The sequence below is a fragment of the Sporolactobacillus sp. THM19-2 genome, from assembly GCF_004153195.1.
Taxonomy (GTDB): domain Bacteria; phylum Bacillota; class Bacilli; order Bacillales; family Sporolactobacillaceae; genus Sporolactobacillus.
Genome location: NZ_SEMC01000032.1, coordinates 1 through 15346 on the forward strand (window position 1 = coordinate 1; position 15346 = coordinate 15346).

At 41.0% G+C, this 15346-nt stretch carries 15 protein-coding genes and 1 pseudogene; 11 read left to right on the top strand and 5 right to left on the bottom strand.

Features of this window, described 5'->3' with window-relative positions:
• Positions 1-252: 252 nt before the first annotated feature.
• From EWH91_RS13800 to EWH91_RS14620, 5 genes are all read left to right on the top strand, one after another.
• Positions 253-1008, top strand: a complete 756-nt coding sequence (locus tag EWH91_RS13800) for an ABC transporter ATP-binding protein (protein WP_129930791.1) — start codon at positions 253-255, stop codon at positions 1006-1008.
• 46 nt (positions 1009-1054) lie between these two features.
• On the top strand, positions 1055-1930 hold the full coding sequence (locus tag EWH91_RS13805; protein WP_129930793.1) for an ABC transporter permease: 876 nt from the start codon (positions 1055-1057) through the stop codon (positions 1928-1930).
• 63 nt (positions 1931-1993) lie between these two features.
• Positions 1994-3049, top strand: a complete 1056-nt coding sequence (locus tag EWH91_RS13810; protein ID WP_129930795.1) for an ABC transporter substrate-binding protein — start codon at positions 1994-1996, stop codon at positions 3047-3049.
• Positions 3050-3066: 17 nt separating this feature from the next.
• The gene (locus EWH91_RS14615) at positions 3067-3798 is read left to right on the top strand and encodes an amidohydrolase family protein (protein WP_206184349.1); all 732 of its coding nucleotides are present in this window, start codon (positions 3067-3069) and stop codon (positions 3796-3798) included.
• Positions 3799-3821: 23 nt separating this feature from the next.
• A complete protein-coding gene (locus tag EWH91_RS14620) occupies positions 3822-4424 on the top strand; it encodes a dihydroorotase (RefSeq protein WP_206184350.1) in 603 nt (200 codons plus the stop codon).
• A 214-nt stretch (positions 4425-4638) separates the two neighbouring features.
• Here the strand turns inward: EWH91_RS14620 and EWH91_RS13820 are convergent, their stop codons facing one another.
• The 3 genes from EWH91_RS13820 to EWH91_RS13830 all read right to left on the bottom strand — a co-directional run bounded on the left by EWH91_RS13820 (position 4639) and on the right by EWH91_RS13830 (position 7799).
• Positions 4639-5490 carry a carbohydrate ABC transporter permease gene (locus EWH91_RS13820; RefSeq protein WP_240697378.1) on the bottom strand — a complete coding sequence of 284 codons (852 nt, stop codon included), beginning with the start codon at positions 5488-5490 and terminating at the stop codon, positions 4639-4641.
• Between the two features lie 27 nt (positions 5491-5517).
• On the bottom strand, positions 5518-6453 hold the full coding sequence (locus EWH91_RS13825) for a carbohydrate ABC transporter permease (RefSeq protein ID WP_206184351.1): 936 nt from the start codon (positions 6451-6453) through the stop codon (positions 5518-5520).
• Positions 6454-6530: 77 nt separating this feature from the next.
• Entirely contained in the window at positions 6531-7799 is a 1269-nt protein-coding gene (locus EWH91_RS13830; protein WP_129930799.1) for an ABC transporter substrate-binding protein, read from the bottom strand.
• A 469-nt stretch (positions 7800-8268) separates the two neighbouring features.
• On the opposite strand from EWH91_RS13830, the gene EWH91_RS13835 reads away from it, so the two are divergent.
• From EWH91_RS13835 to EWH91_RS13855, 5 genes are all read left to right on the top strand, one after another.
• Complete coding sequence (locus EWH91_RS13835) at positions 8269-9222, top strand: DUF1861 family protein (RefSeq protein WP_129930801.1); 954 nt, start codon at positions 8269-8271, stop codon at positions 9220-9222.
• Positions 9219-10280 carry a BtaManbiosPhlase gene (locus tag EWH91_RS13840; protein WP_129930803.1) on the top strand — a complete coding sequence of 354 codons (1062 nt, stop codon included), beginning with the start codon at positions 9219-9221 and terminating at the stop codon, positions 10278-10280. Before EWH91_RS13835 ends, EWH91_RS13840 begins: the two co-directional genes overlap by 4 nt.
• A gap of 155 nt (positions 10281-10435) precedes the next feature.
• Positions 10436-11116, top strand: coding sequence for a DUF624 domain-containing protein (locus EWH91_RS13845; protein WP_129930805.1), 681 nt, complete (start codon positions 10436-10438; stop codon positions 11114-11116).
• A gap of 31 nt (positions 11117-11147) precedes the next feature.
• Positions 11148-12227: a LacI family DNA-binding transcriptional regulator gene (locus tag EWH91_RS13850; RefSeq protein WP_129930807.1), complete on the top strand. Its 1080-nt coding sequence runs from the start codon at positions 11148-11150 to the stop codon at positions 12225-12227.
• A gap of 429 nt (positions 12228-12656) precedes the next feature.
• The gene (locus tag EWH91_RS13855) at positions 12657-13760 is read left to right on the top strand and encodes a glycosyltransferase (protein WP_129930809.1); all 1104 of its coding nucleotides are present in this window, start codon (positions 12657-12659) and stop codon (positions 13758-13760) included.
• A gap of 178 nt (positions 13761-13938) precedes the next feature.
• On the opposite strand, the gene EWH91_RS15080 is transcribed toward EWH91_RS13855, so the two are convergent.
• Both EWH91_RS15080 and EWH91_RS15085 read right to left on the bottom strand, forming a co-directional pair.
• Entirely contained in the window at positions 13939-14568 is a 630-nt protein-coding gene (locus EWH91_RS15080) for a transposase (protein ID WP_129930813.1), read from the bottom strand.
• 92 nt (positions 14569-14660) lie between these two features.
• Complete coding sequence (locus EWH91_RS15085) at positions 14661-14921, bottom strand: transposase (protein ID WP_165364338.1); 261 nt, start codon at positions 14919-14921, stop codon at positions 14661-14663.
• Between the two features lie 232 nt (positions 14922-15153).
• On the opposite strand from EWH91_RS15085, the pseudogene EWH91_RS13870 reads away from it, so the two are divergent.
• Positions 15154-15346 (top strand): annotated as a pseudogene (locus tag EWH91_RS13870) (IS5/IS1182 family transposase); the annotation flags it as partial.

Sequence of the window (15346 nt, forward strand, 5' to 3'; positions counted from 1 at the left end):
AATACCAGCTGATGGATGATCATTACGTGTTATACTTTTCATAGCATGAATCCGCCTCGATTAATTGTGAGTTGGTACTTCAATTATACCGAGTTGTCGGTATTCATGCTTTTATTTTTGCCCCCCCTTTATCTGGCAAGGCGTCAAGGCCATTTTTGATGTTTCAAGTTTTAGTAGTTATGAAAAGAGCGCATCATCTTTCCTAGTGAAGAATGGCACATACTACATTATGAATAGAAAGGGGGATTGGACATGTCATTTGTTCAGGTGGAGGAATTGTACAAATCTTACAGTAGTGACCATGAGAAAGAAAATTATGTACTCAAAAATATTAGTTTTCAAATTGAAGAAAATGAATTTGTTTGTGTACTTGGCCACAGTGGTTGTGGAAAATCTACGTTACTCAACTTACTGGCAGGATTTATTAAACCTGATAAGGGACGAATTTACATTAATCATGACTTAGTTAAAAAACCATCGGTACAGCAGGGAGTTGTTTTTCAGGATAATGGTTTGTTCCCATGGTACAACGTTCTGGACAATGTAGCGTTTGGCCCTAAGGTCGCAAAGAAGAAAAATGCAAACGAAATTGCGATGGGGCTGATTAAAATGGTAGGGCTTGAAGGATATGAAAAAAAATACCCAAGTAGTCTATCTGGAGGTATGGCTCAGCGCGTTGGCATTGCAAGGGCTTTGGCCACGAATCCTGAGCTGCTTCTAATGGATGAGCCACTAGGTGCGTTGGACGCGATGACCCGAGAAAAAATGAGGCGTGAGATTTTAAAAATATGGGAACAGTCGAAGAAGACAGTGGTTTTTATTACCCATAGTATTGCTGAAGCTGTCTATTTATCAGATCGCGTTATTGTATTAAAAAATGGGCATGTGTGTCTGGATCAGAAGATTGACATGGAAAGACCACGTTCAATCAGTAGTGAACCATTTCAAAACTATGTCAAGACATTTGAAAATATTTTGTTTGATTCGACCGAATGGATCGCTGAATAATTTTTGCTAAAAATTGTTGAAAGATTCTGAAGGGAGGGAGAAAATAATGGAAGCAAAAAGAACTGATATTCATCAAAGCATCTTGCCCGGCAGTTCGAAAATCGTTATGAAAGGAACGAAAAGACAAACATTCAAGAGAAGCCATTCAAAAGTGATTCAGACGGTTTCCTTAATTGGTTTTTTCATTGTCTGGCAGGTATTCAGCATGTTAAATGAAAGTATTGTCTGGTTTAATCCACGCTTTTTCCCGTCACCGTTTATTGTTTTGCAAACAACTTATGGGTATCTACAGGATGGTACTTTAGTCACATCCATTAGTGCGAGTGTAACAAGAGTATTACTGGGTTTTGCATTGGGAACAATTGTCGGAGTTTTACTTGGAGTGATCATGAGTGTCTCGAAGCTGTTTAATGATTTGGCTAATCCCGTTTTGAATATGCTGGGGCCCATTCCGGTCTATGCATTTTTACCTATATTCATGATCTGGTTTGGCATTAGTGAAATGTCAAAAATATCATTGATTGCTTACGCAACATTTCTTCCAGTGCTTACCTACACAATGGATGGCGTTCGAAATGTTAATCCAACGTGGATAAGAAGTGCAATGAGTCTTGGTGCTAGCAAACATCAAATCTTTCAAAAAGTCATCTTAAGAGCCGCACTGCCTAATGTTTTTGTTGGCATGCGTATTAGTTTGGCACTTGCCTTCGGAGCCTTAATTGTTGCAGAAATGATGGGTTCAAGTGAGGGTTTGGGCTTTATTATTGTTAATGCTAGAAACTGGTTTAAACTCGATGATATGTTCATGTCTTGTATGCTCATTGGACTTCTCTATACTTTGTTCAACTACATCCTCATTTTATTTGAGAAAATCTTGTTTAAATGGAAAAATGATGGGGTCAGCTCAGCTGTAGAACGTTAAACTGAGATCTTTAAAATCTGATATTTTTATCGATTCATAACGAACAACAAAAGGAGAATAACGATGTATCAATACCTGAAAATCAAGAATACAGCATTCCTGTTATCCGTATTAATGGTAATATCTTTAGTCGTGGCGGGTTGTTCATCAAGCAGTGCATCTGGCTCCTCAGACTCGACAAACGAGGAAGTGATTCAAGCTTACGGGGAATTGGATCCGCAAGTTTCGGGTCAGCAAATTATTGCAGATAAGAAGGGATACTTTAAAGAAGAAGGTTTGAAAGTAGAAAATCACTTGATGCCTGGACCCGATCAGAATGCATCCCTGATTTCAAGCGGCAAAGCCCAGGTCATTTTCGGTTCAATCTATAATAATATCTCAGTTGCTGCGAACGATGTGGACGCTAAGCTGATCGCCCCGTTGGCAAATGCTGGAAATACGCAAAGTATTGTAGGACGTAAAGGCCTTGAAATCAAATCAGCCAAGGATTTCGAAGGATTAAAAATCGGCGCAACGACCGGTTCGGGTGTTATTATAGCCATTCAAAGCATGTGTGAGGAACTTGGGGTTGATTTCAAAAAGATTAAATTTGTTAATTTGCAAGCTGCTGATCAGCTGTCCGCTCTCGAAAATGGAGATGTTGATGCGATCGCCGTTTGGGAACCATGGGTAGGAAAGGCTGTTGATGCAGGTGGTAAAATTTTGTTTACCGGTAAACAGTCAGATCTCCCGGAAAAACAAGGAGAAGTGAACTGGTTGAACTTCTATATGACCGTTGCTGTCTCAGGAGATTTTTATAGTGAGAACCAGGAGGATGCTGTCAAATTTTTGAGAGCTTTAAATAAGGCAACAATGTTTATCAATGAACATCCTGATGAGGCGGCTGCTATCGTTGCTAAAGAGATCAAAATATCTGAAGACGACGCCAAACGTATCATGGCAAAGAATGATTACTCGATGACCTGGGATCAGAATTTTATAGATAGTACCAGTGTTATGGGTAATTTCATGAAGGGAAATAAGAACATTGACGAAGTGCCGGCGCTTAGCGACTATGCAACTTCCGACTTGCTCAAACAGGTAGACAGCAGCTTGATTAAAGTTAAAGTTAGTGAGTAATTCTAGGAGTGACCTTTATGCTTGACTTACTCGTAAAAAATGCGTTGCTTGTAACCTCTGATCATGTATTATCAGGAAGTGTAGCCGTTAAAAATGGAAAAATTGCGGAAATATTGCCGGCTGATACTGATCGAGAAGCAAAAACGATTATTGACGGAAGAGGATTCTATCTTTTTCCTGGATTGATTGACTCACATGTGCACCTGAATGATCCCGGTTTCGAATGGCGTGAGGATTTTAATCATGCGACAGAAGCTGCAGCTGTCGGCGGCGTGACTACGGTTGTAGACATGCCGCTTCAAAACGATCCCGCATTGACCAATCGGGAGATTTTTCAGAAAAAGCTTCGTGCAGTCAAAGATAAATCGATAATCGATTATGCCTTCTGGGCCGGGGTGATCAATGATAATTTAAAGGAACTGGCTGAACTGAATGAATGCGGTGTGATGGCTTTTAAGTCTTTTTTAGCACCTGTGTCAAGTGATTTTACATCATTGGATTATGGTAGAGTGAGGAAGGGTTTATCGATAATCAAAGGTTTCGATGGGCTCGCTGGGTTTCACTGTGAAGACTACGGTATAGTTTCCTATAATGAAGAAAATTCAATAAGAAACGGACACGTCTCTCGTAAGGACTATTTAAATGCCAGACTGGTTATTGCGGAACTTGTTGTGGTACAGACGATTATTGAACTGGCACGGGAAAGTGGCGCGCGGGTGCATATTTGCCACGTTTCCCACCCTCGGTAGCTGAAAAAATTAAACAGGCCAAAATGCAGAGAGTAAGAATAACTGCTGAGACATGTCCGCATTATCTTGTTTTTAATGAAGATGACTTTTTAAGCAAGGGAATGTTTTTTAAGTGTGCTCCGCCTCTTCGTTCAAAAGAAGCCAGTAACATGCTTTGGCGTTATATTCTCGATGGAACACTTGACCTTGTGGTTAGTGATCATTCACCTTGTGCGGATACTGAGAAGTCCGAAACGGAAGGTGCATTCCATGCTTTGGGCGGGATAAGCGGCATTCAAACTGGTCTTCAAGTGATGTTCCATGAGATTGTCAGCAAGAGAAAATGGTCACCAACACTCATCTCTCGTTTAATGGCGCGTAATCCTGCTCATATTTTTGGAATGAAGGGGAAAAAAGGCGAACTGACTCTCGGATATGATGTAGATTTCGTACTTGTTGATCCGAATGCTAGCTGGGAAATTTCTGCTGACAATCTGAAGTACTTGAACCAAAGTTCAGCATTTATCGGTTATAAAGGAACGGGGCGGCCTGTTTGTACCATTTTGCGGGGAAATGTGGTGGCGGAGGATGGTATCGTAAAAGGCAAGTATGGTTTTGGACGTTTCATCAGAAGATGGGATCAATAGGTATTTCAAACAAGGCCATCGGGGCGTCTGGGGAAAGTACTCTGCTACAAATGTGCTTGCTTTCGAGTAAATGAAAGATGAAGCACTAAAACAAAAATATCGTATAATTTGCGATTATTCTCAAATGGCCAATCAACTCCATCCATAAATATACCAAAGGAGACATTTCGAGGTTTATCTCTGAGATGTCTCCTCTATTGTTATGACTAGTAGATTACCCTTTAATTCCGGTCAGTGAAATTCCTTCAACAAAATATTTCTGCATGGAGAAGAAGATCACAACGTTTGGGATAAGTACGAGAAGCGACGCGGCCATAAGCGGGCCCCATTCAACTTTTGTCATGCCGTTGAACATAGCCAGGCCAAGCTGTAATGTGAACTTGCTTGAATCATTTAAGTAGATCAGTGGACCGAGCAGGTCGTTCCATGAGCCTTGGAATGAAAACAGGGCAATTGTAATTAAAGCTGGCTTAGATAGAGGCATGAATATTTTATAAAAGATTTGGAATCTGTTTGCACCGTCGATTAGGGCGGATTCCTCCAGCTCCCTTGGCAATGTCATAAAGAATTGTCGGAGTAGGAAAACGAACACGGCCTGTCCGCCTAAGAACGCCGGTACGATCATCGGCTTGAATGTATTAATCCAGCCGATTTTACTGAACATGATAAACATTGGAATTAAGGTTACCTCACTAGGCAGCATAATTGTAGAGAGAAGCAGTAAAAACCAAAAATTTTTACCAGGGAAATTAAATCGGGCAAATCCGTAAGCAACCAAGGCTGAGACGAATACCTCGGCGAACATTCTGAATGCCGTGATAATCACTGTATTTTTCAGATATAGGAAGAAGGGGATATCCGTAATTGCTCTTCGATAGTTTTCCCAATGAAGGCTGTCGGGTATCCATTTAGGCGGAATTTGAAAAATGAGATTCCCTGTTTTTAGTGAGGTTGAGATCATCCAGAATAATGGCAGCAATGTTGCTATGGAACCCAGAATCAGAAATAAATAGATAAAAAATCGCGAAACCGCCTTACGTCCTGAATTAGATATTGATAATTTCACAACTTTCACCCGCTTTCTATTACCGAGTTAATTTCTTGTTTGGTTGATTTCTCGAGAATGTTTTTGTTTCTTTTTCAATGACTGCTGAGACTGCTGAACTTCGCCTGCATAGAAAACCCACAATGATGAAGATCTGAAAACGAGCAATGTCAGCAACATAATGATTACAAAGAGTATCCATGCCATAGCTGTTGCGTAGCCCATTTTATAATAACTGAAGGCATTCTGATATAGGTACAGCATATAGAATTCTCCCTGATTTCCGGCGCCGCCAATGATGTAAGCGTCGTTAAATTTACGAAATGAACCGACGATCCCCATGACCAGATTATAAAAGATAACCGGGCTCAGCATAGGGATAGTAATGTGGTAGAATTTTGTCCACCAGTTTGCACCATCAATCTCAGCGGATTCATATAAACTGCGCGGGATGTCCTGAAGCCCCGCCAGGTAGGTCAGCATGCCCCCTCCGGCACCCCAGACGGCCATCATAATATATGATGGTAGAACCCAATTTGGATCACCTAGCCAGTTTGGCCCGTTAATACCGATATAGGAAAGCAACAGATTAATCAGGCCGTATTCGGGATCAAGGATCCATCTCCACAAAAGCGCGATGGATACACCGGATACGATTGCAGGCATATAAAGTGCAGTTCGGAAGAAATAGACACCTTTTACCTTAACATTGCAGATAGCTGCGATGGCTAATGAAGAGATAATGCCAAGCGGAATCGCAAAGATCGCGAATGTACAGGTAACCTTAAGTGAATTTAGAAAGTTAGGATCTTGGAACAAATTAATATAGTTTTGAAGTCCTATAAATTTAGGCGTTGTAAACGAGTTCCAGTCCGTAAATCCGATGTAAAGTGCAAATATAATTGGGAATACAGTGAACAGCAGAAACCCGACGATAAACGGAGAAATAAAGATTAATCCTTCATATTTCCTCCATCTTTTCATAAAAATCATCTCCTTATAAAAGAGAGCTGATTTTCACCAACTCTCTTAGTACCGCGTAGCATTCAGTTGTCTGGAAGCTATTGATTCTGTATTTGTTTCAGATGATCAGCAGTTTCTTTAGCGGCTTTTTCGGGTGACTTCTTACCGAGCATGATCGGTTCATAAAGGTATTGATACATTGCTGTATCCAGCTCAATCTGCTTCACTTGGTTATTGTATCCGTGTGAATACTGTGAGCTTGCATTCAATGCTGGTATGGCATATTTCTTTTCCGGATGCAGGGACTCCATTTTCGCCATATCTGATTTAGTTGGAGGAAGTACTTTCCAGTCGTGCATGGCGTTTGTCAGATCAATCAGAGCGTCTGCTGCAGTATCTTTATTCTTTGTCGTATTTGCCATAACAGTGCTGGCAATCCAGCTAAACGTTGCTTTCTGTGTGTTGTGAGGAATCTCTGTCATACCCAGTTCGAACTTATTACCTACCTGTTTTTCAAAATCATCGCCTGCACCACCAAAGATCATTGCTATTTTTCCCTGACTGAACATTTGTGGGCCGCCTGCGTTTTGTGACTGTGTTTTATTTGGTACGACTTTATCTACGTTAATCAATTTATTCATCATTTTCAGGCCATCAATCGACTCCGGCGAATTAATAACAACTTTTCCATTTTTGGTGATGGTATCTCCGCCATAAGTCCAAATCCATGTTGAAAGCGGCGGCCATCCATCAATGTTGGTTCCAAACTGATCTGTCTTGCCATCCTTATTATTGTCCTTCGTTAAAGCTTTCGCGGCTGTTTCAAAATCTTCCCATGACCAATTCGGTGCCGGCTCACTTACGCCGGCCTTTTCAAACATGGTTTTGTTATAATAAAGCATAACAGGTTGGCTGATCCAAGGCAGCCCATAAAGTTTGTTTTTATATTTGGATGCATCAAGGGGGCCTTTATAGTAATCTTTGAGATCAACTTTGGAACTGTTTTTGACATAATTATCAATCGGTGAAATCACACCAAGATCGGCATACATCGGAATGTATTCTTGGGAAAGCAGGAACAGATCAGGAGCCTGTTTTGCTGACGCCATGGTCTGGATCTTTTTATAATAGTCGGCAGGAATACTCTGAACAGTCAAATGGTATTCATCTGATTTTTTGTTCAACTTATTCACTATACCTTGAAATTCCTTCAGTTCTGTTGCACCTGCCCATGTTGCAATCTTGAGGTTTGCCTTCCCACCGCTATTGACGGACGATTGTCCTCCACTTGAACATGCGGTCATTCCAACGACCAAAACGGATGCCATAAGGCAAAGAAGGATTTTACTAAACCATTTCTTACCCATTTCAAATTCCCCCAATAAGTATAAAATGTAAGCGGTAACATATTAGTGATTAAAAAAACAACGTTGTCCGATTAAATTGTAACGTTACAATAATGACCTTAACAGCTATATTATTACATTATTAAAATTTGCTGTCAATTACTCCAGCATTTTTATTTACTTCGAAATTGCATGAATATAATTGATTATTATCAATGAATGAAGGCAAAAGGTTGATAATTTATAGAATAAATTACTTGTTTCGGATTCCAGCAAAAAAATAAAATGTAAAGAAATATGGTCAAAACTATTGACTAAGGATTTAAGTAATGTAATATAGGCTTGTAAATTTAATAATGTCATCTTGTAATTTTATTTGTAAAGTTATTTATGCCATGATGAGAAGAGTGGTTATTGTGTTATTTTTTGAAAGCGCAAACAATAGAAACCAGCAAAGCTTTAATAAATATCATCGAAAGAGGCGATAAACATGCAGTTGAAAAAGGGCGAAGTGAAGACGTGCACCGAATTGTTAAGGGAGTTTCAAAGAAGGGAGCAACCTTATATAGCTGAAAAAATGGTTTTTAAAGGGATTGGAGATAAGGACGTTTACAACATCACAGCCCCATTTGAGGATGATAATGAGACGGTTATCGGTGGTAGAGTGGAAAGTAGGGATGACGAGTACTCACAGGTTTATTTTTTTATCAACAAAGATGGCTTCTGGGTTCCAAAAAATGGTGCTCCAGTCTTTAATCTTCAGGATCCTTTTATTACTAGAATAGCCGGTGAACTTGTGTTTGGTGGTGTTGAGATCAGTTCACATCCGGAGCTAGAAAAAACATTTCAATGGAAAACGATCTTCTATCGAGGAGAAAAATTAAGCAGTTTAAAAAAGTTTGCCGAAAGCCCGATGGGAATGAAAGATATCCGCCTTATTGAATTGCAAGATGGATCAGTTGGCGTTCTGACAAGACACCAAGGCCGGAAGGGCGGAAGAGGAAAAATTGGTTTCACAACTATTAAATCACTTGATGATCTGACTGTTGACGTCATTGAGTCAGCGCCGCTTCTAGATAAACAATTTACCCATGATGAATGGGGCGGAGCGAATGAGGCACATCTGCTTTCGAATGGTCTGTTGGGTATTCTCGGTCATATTGCCTGCTTCGATAATGAAAGAAATCGCCATTACTATCCAATGATCTTTGCCCTTAACCCAGAGACGAGGGAATGTTCCGATATCTCACTGATTGCAACACGGTCGAATTTTCTTAAAGGTCCGGCAAAACGGCATGATCTGAATGATGTTGTGTTCAGCGGAGGCTTGATTCGTGCTCAAGATGGGACAGCCACTTTTTTTGCCGGCACAAGTGATGCTGAAGCACAGAAGATAAAAATGAAGGATCCATTTATCAAATACGAGGAGGATAAACACCGATGAAGGTTCGAAGATATGATGAAAACCCGCTTATCTCTCCAAGAGATGTTCCTCCCTTTCATAAGGGTTTTGAAGTTATAGGGGTATTCAATGCCGGCGTGGCTATATTTCGAAATGAGACTATACTTTTGCTGCGTATCGCTGAACGGCCTAAAAACGAAGATCAGGATATTGTCAAGGCACCGTTCTTCAATCCGAAAACAAAGAAAATTGAGATTGTATGCTTAAACAAGAATGATCCGCATTACGATTCCTCTGATCCGAGAGTGATTAAGGAGGCCTCATGTGGCCGTTTTATTTATTTGACTTCCATCTCCTATTGCCGTGTCGCGAGAAGCCGCGATGGACATCATTTCACGGTTGACGATCAGCCGCTCCTTTATCCGTCGAATCAACTTGAAATGTTTGGTATTGAGGATCCAAGAATTACACAGATAAATGAAAAATACTTTATTAATTTTAGTGCAGTCTCTCCATGGGGTGTTGGAGATTCACTCGCCACTACAGTAGATTTTATGTCCGCTCATCGCCAGGGAATGATTTTTGCCCCGGAAAACAAAGATGTGGTTATATTTCCTGAGAAGATCAATGGTAAATATTTTGCTCTCCATCGGCCGGTCCCCCGGAGTAATGGGTCTCCAGAGATCTGGATTGCCGAATCAGATAATTTGCTTTATTGGGGAAATCATAAATGCCTGATAGGACTAAGAAAAGGGATGTGGGATGACGGTAGAATAGGTGCAGGAGCCGTTCCAATAAAAACAGAAAAAGGATGGCTTGAATTCTATCACGGAGCATCCCAAGATGATCGCTACTGTATGGGAGCAGTTTTGTTGGATTTAAACCATCCTGATCAAGTGGTCGCACGCTCAGAACAACCTGTTCTGCAGCCGGAAATGCCTTATGAAAAAGACGGTTTCTTCGGTAATGTTGTTTTTTCCTGCGGAGCAATTGTTGAGGAAGACACAGTCAAGATGTATTATGGCATTTCGGATACTTCTATAGCCTGTGCGGAATTCAGCCTGAATGAGGTACTTGATTCCTTAACTACATGTACTTAGAACATGTAAACTTCTACTGAATGAAATATCGTGTGATGGACAGAACAGGAAAATTCATATAAGTTGAACGTGTGTGAGCTGGAGATTTCTCGTATCTGTGAGGTGTGATATTCTTATAGTATGAATAGATTCGCAGGCTTGGAGAAGATATTTTCATGAAAAAACAACAAGATATAAATCATAATATATATTATCGAATCCTAAACTATTGCTATTGGTTCCTTATACTTAATATATTAGTTTTTGTGGGCTCTCTTCCTGTATTAGTGCTGATTCAATTTCAGTGGAATCTACGAAACATTTTTTTCTGGATTCTACTTATTCTCTGTCTTGCTCCCTTAGGCCCCGTGATAACAGCATCTCTAAGCGTTATGGGGAAATTAGTTAGAGAGAACCAAGTATCTATTATGAAAGATTTCTTCAAAGCATTAAAGGATAATTTTTCCCAGTCCTTATTTATCTGGATATTACAGACCCTTATCAGCGCAGTTTTATTGGTGGATATTAATTTTCTGGCTGACAAGAATATATGGAAATATCTAAATGCCTTCTTTTTTGTTGCGCTATTTGTCAATGTATTAATTGGGCTGTATATTTATCCGATTCTCTCACGATTTGTTGTTTCAAATTCATCATTACTGAGAATCTCGGTTGGGTTCGCTTTTTTGAAAATTAAGACAACGTTATTCTTATTACTTTTACTAGGCATTACCGGTTTAATTGTGATATTTTTACCATTCATCTCAATTTTCTTTTTAACCGGACCATTATGTTTTGTCGTTATGTATATATTGAGCGGGCTATTGGAAGAATTGGAGAGCAGAATAAAAGCCTAAGAACAGTCTTCATATGAATTGGGTGGTTATTGTGAGTAAAAGAGTAACGATGCAGGATATTGCAGACCAGTTAAATATTTCGAAGAACTCTGTATCGCAAGCTCTAGCCGGCAAGCCGGGAGTCAGCGAAGGCACGAGAATGTCAGTACGCCGAGTAGCAAGGGATCTAGGATATCATAATCCTAAATCCTCGAAACATACGTATAAAGAGCCCTTAAAAGGGAAGATTGCCCTTATCGCTTCAGAATTTGCTTTTTCGCTCAAGAATTTCTTTGGAGCAATTTGTCTAAGTATTGAGAGAGAAATATCTCTCAGGGGTATGACGCTGCAAATTCAATCAATAGATCATGAAAAAAAAGAGAACCTCTATTTGCCCGATTTTGTTCAGAATAAAACAGTCGATGGAATCATCATCCTTTCACATATCAGTACCAAGTATATCCAAAAGGTATTGGCCTGCGGTATTCCGACAGTCCTGGTTGATCAGCATCATCCAAATATTGAGGCGGATGCGATATTAACGAATAACCGATTTGGTGCCTATATTGCTGTTCAACATTTGATCAATCTCGGGCACACGCATATTGCTTTTGTCGGCGACGTTGGATTGTCACCCAGTTATCAGGAACGTATGGAGGGTTATTTACTCGCACTTCGTGACTATGATATAGATCCGAAACGGCAATATATATTCAATCACACTGCTGAAACGGTTGAAATGATTAAGGAAACGGTCAAAAATGCACAACACTTGGATAGCATACCAACAGCATGGTTTTGTGTCAATGATGGCTTGGGCTTTCTGGTACTGACCTGTCTGCAGCAACAAGGCATCGATGTGCCGGATCAAGCTTCAGTGTGCAGCTATGACAATGGACAATTGTCGCAGATTTCTTCTCCCAAAATAACAACTATGGATGTGGATTTGGATTTGTTCGGCCGCAAAGCGGTTGAACAGCTTTGCTGGCGTATGGAAAATCAGGAAGCAGCATTTCAGGAAATCCTGCTTCCTTCAAAGTTGATCGTCCGAGAGTCAACTGCGACGGCTATGGGGACTATGGATAAATCTAATCGTGAGGGCCAAGAATCTGATAAAAGTGATACATCATAAAAAAGCGGGGATAAAGCAAAAAAATCGTTTGAGTCATGGACAATCTAAACACACATCGCATCGGCTCTTTGCATAAGGAGTATCCACCGCCGAAGCCAAACTGATTCTGGATAAGCTGGACATTCGCTATACCCCAAAACATTGGAGTTGATTGAACATGGCAGAAATCAGGTTAAATCTCTTTTCAAAACAATGCTTAAACTGCTGGATATCGACTCTTGAAGAACTGGATCGGGAGTTAAAGATTTGGTGCAACGGCCGTAATTATTAATCGATTGCAGTTAAGTGGCAATGGTGGCTAATGAAAATAATAATTACTTATTTCTTCTCAATCTATTATCTATTAATTGGCGAATCGGGTTTCTGATTTAGCAGTCAAGGTATGTACCGGCAATAATAAGGAAAATATCGGGAGAACGCGTGGTAAAGATGAATCATTCAAGGATCATAGCCTATTACATTTCCAATTATGGTTTTGGCCATGCCACAAGAAGCGTGCCTATTATCAGGGAGCTTTGTGAGCAACCAGGTATCAAAGTCATAATCTGCCACTCATTTGCAAACGAATTTCTGAGTCACTCGCTGCATGAATTGACTTGTGTTGGAAAAGTAAGCATTCGACGCGTCACGAATGATATTGGCTATAAATTGAAGCCTCATTCTTTATCTCTAGATAGAGATCGACTCAGGATCGAATACAATCGGTACATTAGTCGCCTTCCGGAATTGATTCAAGTAGAAACCCAATTCTTAAAGAAGAATCATGTAGAACTTGTCATTTGTGATATTCCACCGGTTCCATTTAAAGCGGCTCACCAATTATCAATACCATCCATTGGGCTATCCAATTTTACATGGTATACGGCGTATGCCCAATTTCTTACGGAAGATATACGGCAACCTTTTTTTGATTGTTATCATCACATGGATTACTTTTTGGCTCTGGCTGGGAGCAGAGAACCCTCATGGGGTAGAAGGGGAAATGAGACATTTGGATTTTTCGCGAGGACTCCTCAAAGAGAGACAGTACATCGAATTAAAGCTGTTCTTAATCCTGATGGTAATCAAACGATTGTCTTCTTCGGATTGGGGATGAAAATTGACGTCGGGGACCTGGCATCTTGTAAAATATGGGACAGCCCAAATTGTGTGTTCATAGTTTCAAGCAATACAGAAGTAGACAGATCCAACATCTATAAAATTCCTTATGATGATACGGAATCCCAGAACTATATTGCCGCAAGCGATCTCGTTATTTCAAAACCGGGATGGGGAACCATTGCAGAAGCAGTATCTTTTAATAAACCATTAATCTTAATCACACGAGAGATCATGCAGGAAGATATAAATACCATTGCGTATCTACAAAAACGCAAACGTTGTGAATTGGTCGATTGGAAGGATATGAGCGAATTTCAAATTACTGACGAGTTACGAAAAAAGATAAAAGAACAGATCAGCAAAGATCGAGAGAAATGCTCTGAGGAAGTCGTTAGTTCAATTGTGGATGAAATTAATTTGATCATGGAATAAACTTCAGTGTATGCAATCAGTGATCTCTACTAAAGTTGGTGAGCAAGCGAAAAAAAGAGCAGTCGTTTCATCACTAGGGACGTGCTGCTCGAATACATAGATCAGTCGAACGGTAGGTTCGCTTGAGCCGTTCGTGACGTGCAAATGTTTTGGATATCGAGTTCATTGAAACGTTCGACTATAAAGTCCGGTGTGACTGACTAGTACAATGTTTCACAAGTCCTTCCCTCAATATTGAGTAAGGGCATAGCCGTATCAGTTGATACACGGTTTCGGGCCTGCTCCTGGCCCGAAACAGCCGGCGCGCAGCGCTGTGCTGCCGTGCTTGCCTCACACTCGAGCTGCTTGACTTCGAATAAATGGCAATGATTTTACCGGATTTCACTGATTGGAGTTGCTTAGCTTTCCAGTCAAAATAGTTGTCCATTTTCAGATAACGGCGGCCACTTAGCCACTTTTCATCCTGCTCCATGAGAACAGCCCCCATCAGACGGATGACCGAATCCTGATTTGGAAAGATACGGATCACCCTTTCGCGGCGACGAAACTCTTCGTTGAGGCGTTTCATGCCATTGGTTGTCCGCAAACGGCGGCGATAGGGCTCAGACAGGGAAAGCACTGCGGTGACATCATCAAGGGCCGTCTCGACAAACTCTGTGATCCGAGGGACTTTCTCCTGGTAAGCTGTCAAAAAAGAGTGGAGCAGGGTCTGAGCTGTGTTAACGTCAGGAGCGTGGAGAATCGCCCTGACCTGATCGGCAACTTCGTATTTTAAAGGTTTGGGAAGCCGGTCACGTACATTGCGCAGGAAGTGTTTCTGGCATCGCTGCTAGGTTGCACCCTGAAATGCTCTTTGAACGGCACTGACCCGTCCTCCATGATCTTCGCTGATGGACGAAATCAACGCCCTTCAGGCCGCGTCCCTTCAGCCAACTGAAATAGCTGTTTCAGGGCTTCCGTACTCTCGCTGCTATCAATTTTTAAGCTTAGAATTGTTCGATACCCTTCTTCGTTGATCACGTAGCTGATCAGAACGCCTTGGGAACGGACACGCCCATTTTCATGAACTTTGGTATAGATGGCATCCACTAGGAGAAAAGGAAAACGGTCCTTTATGTGGCGATTATTCCCACCCTCAATCACAGGATCCAATGTCCGCAAAGTTCGGACTCGGCTTCGACAGTTTCTAGGTACACAAAAGTCCGAAAAAAGGCGACAGATAGCCTGTTTTCGAACTTTTGATTTTTATATGTGTGTATCTAGGGTTTGCTGAATCAATAAAAAATGTTGATACAGCAGGATTTTCGGACACTTTTGTCGAACTTATATACAAGGAGAAACACCAGATTTCCGGGCAATCCCGGAAAAAACCTTGCACATGGAGCCGATTCAAATGTATCGATATCAGGAACAGCAACTCATCATGCCGGAAGACTTTTTCCTCCCTTTCGGGGGTACCTTGAATAAAGATAACCGCTGGGTACAGCTTGCTCAGATCATCCCCTGGTGGAAAGTTGAGGAGCACTACGCTGCGACGTTTAAAAAGACTACGGCGAAAGGCACAAAACCGCTGTCAGCCCGTTTGG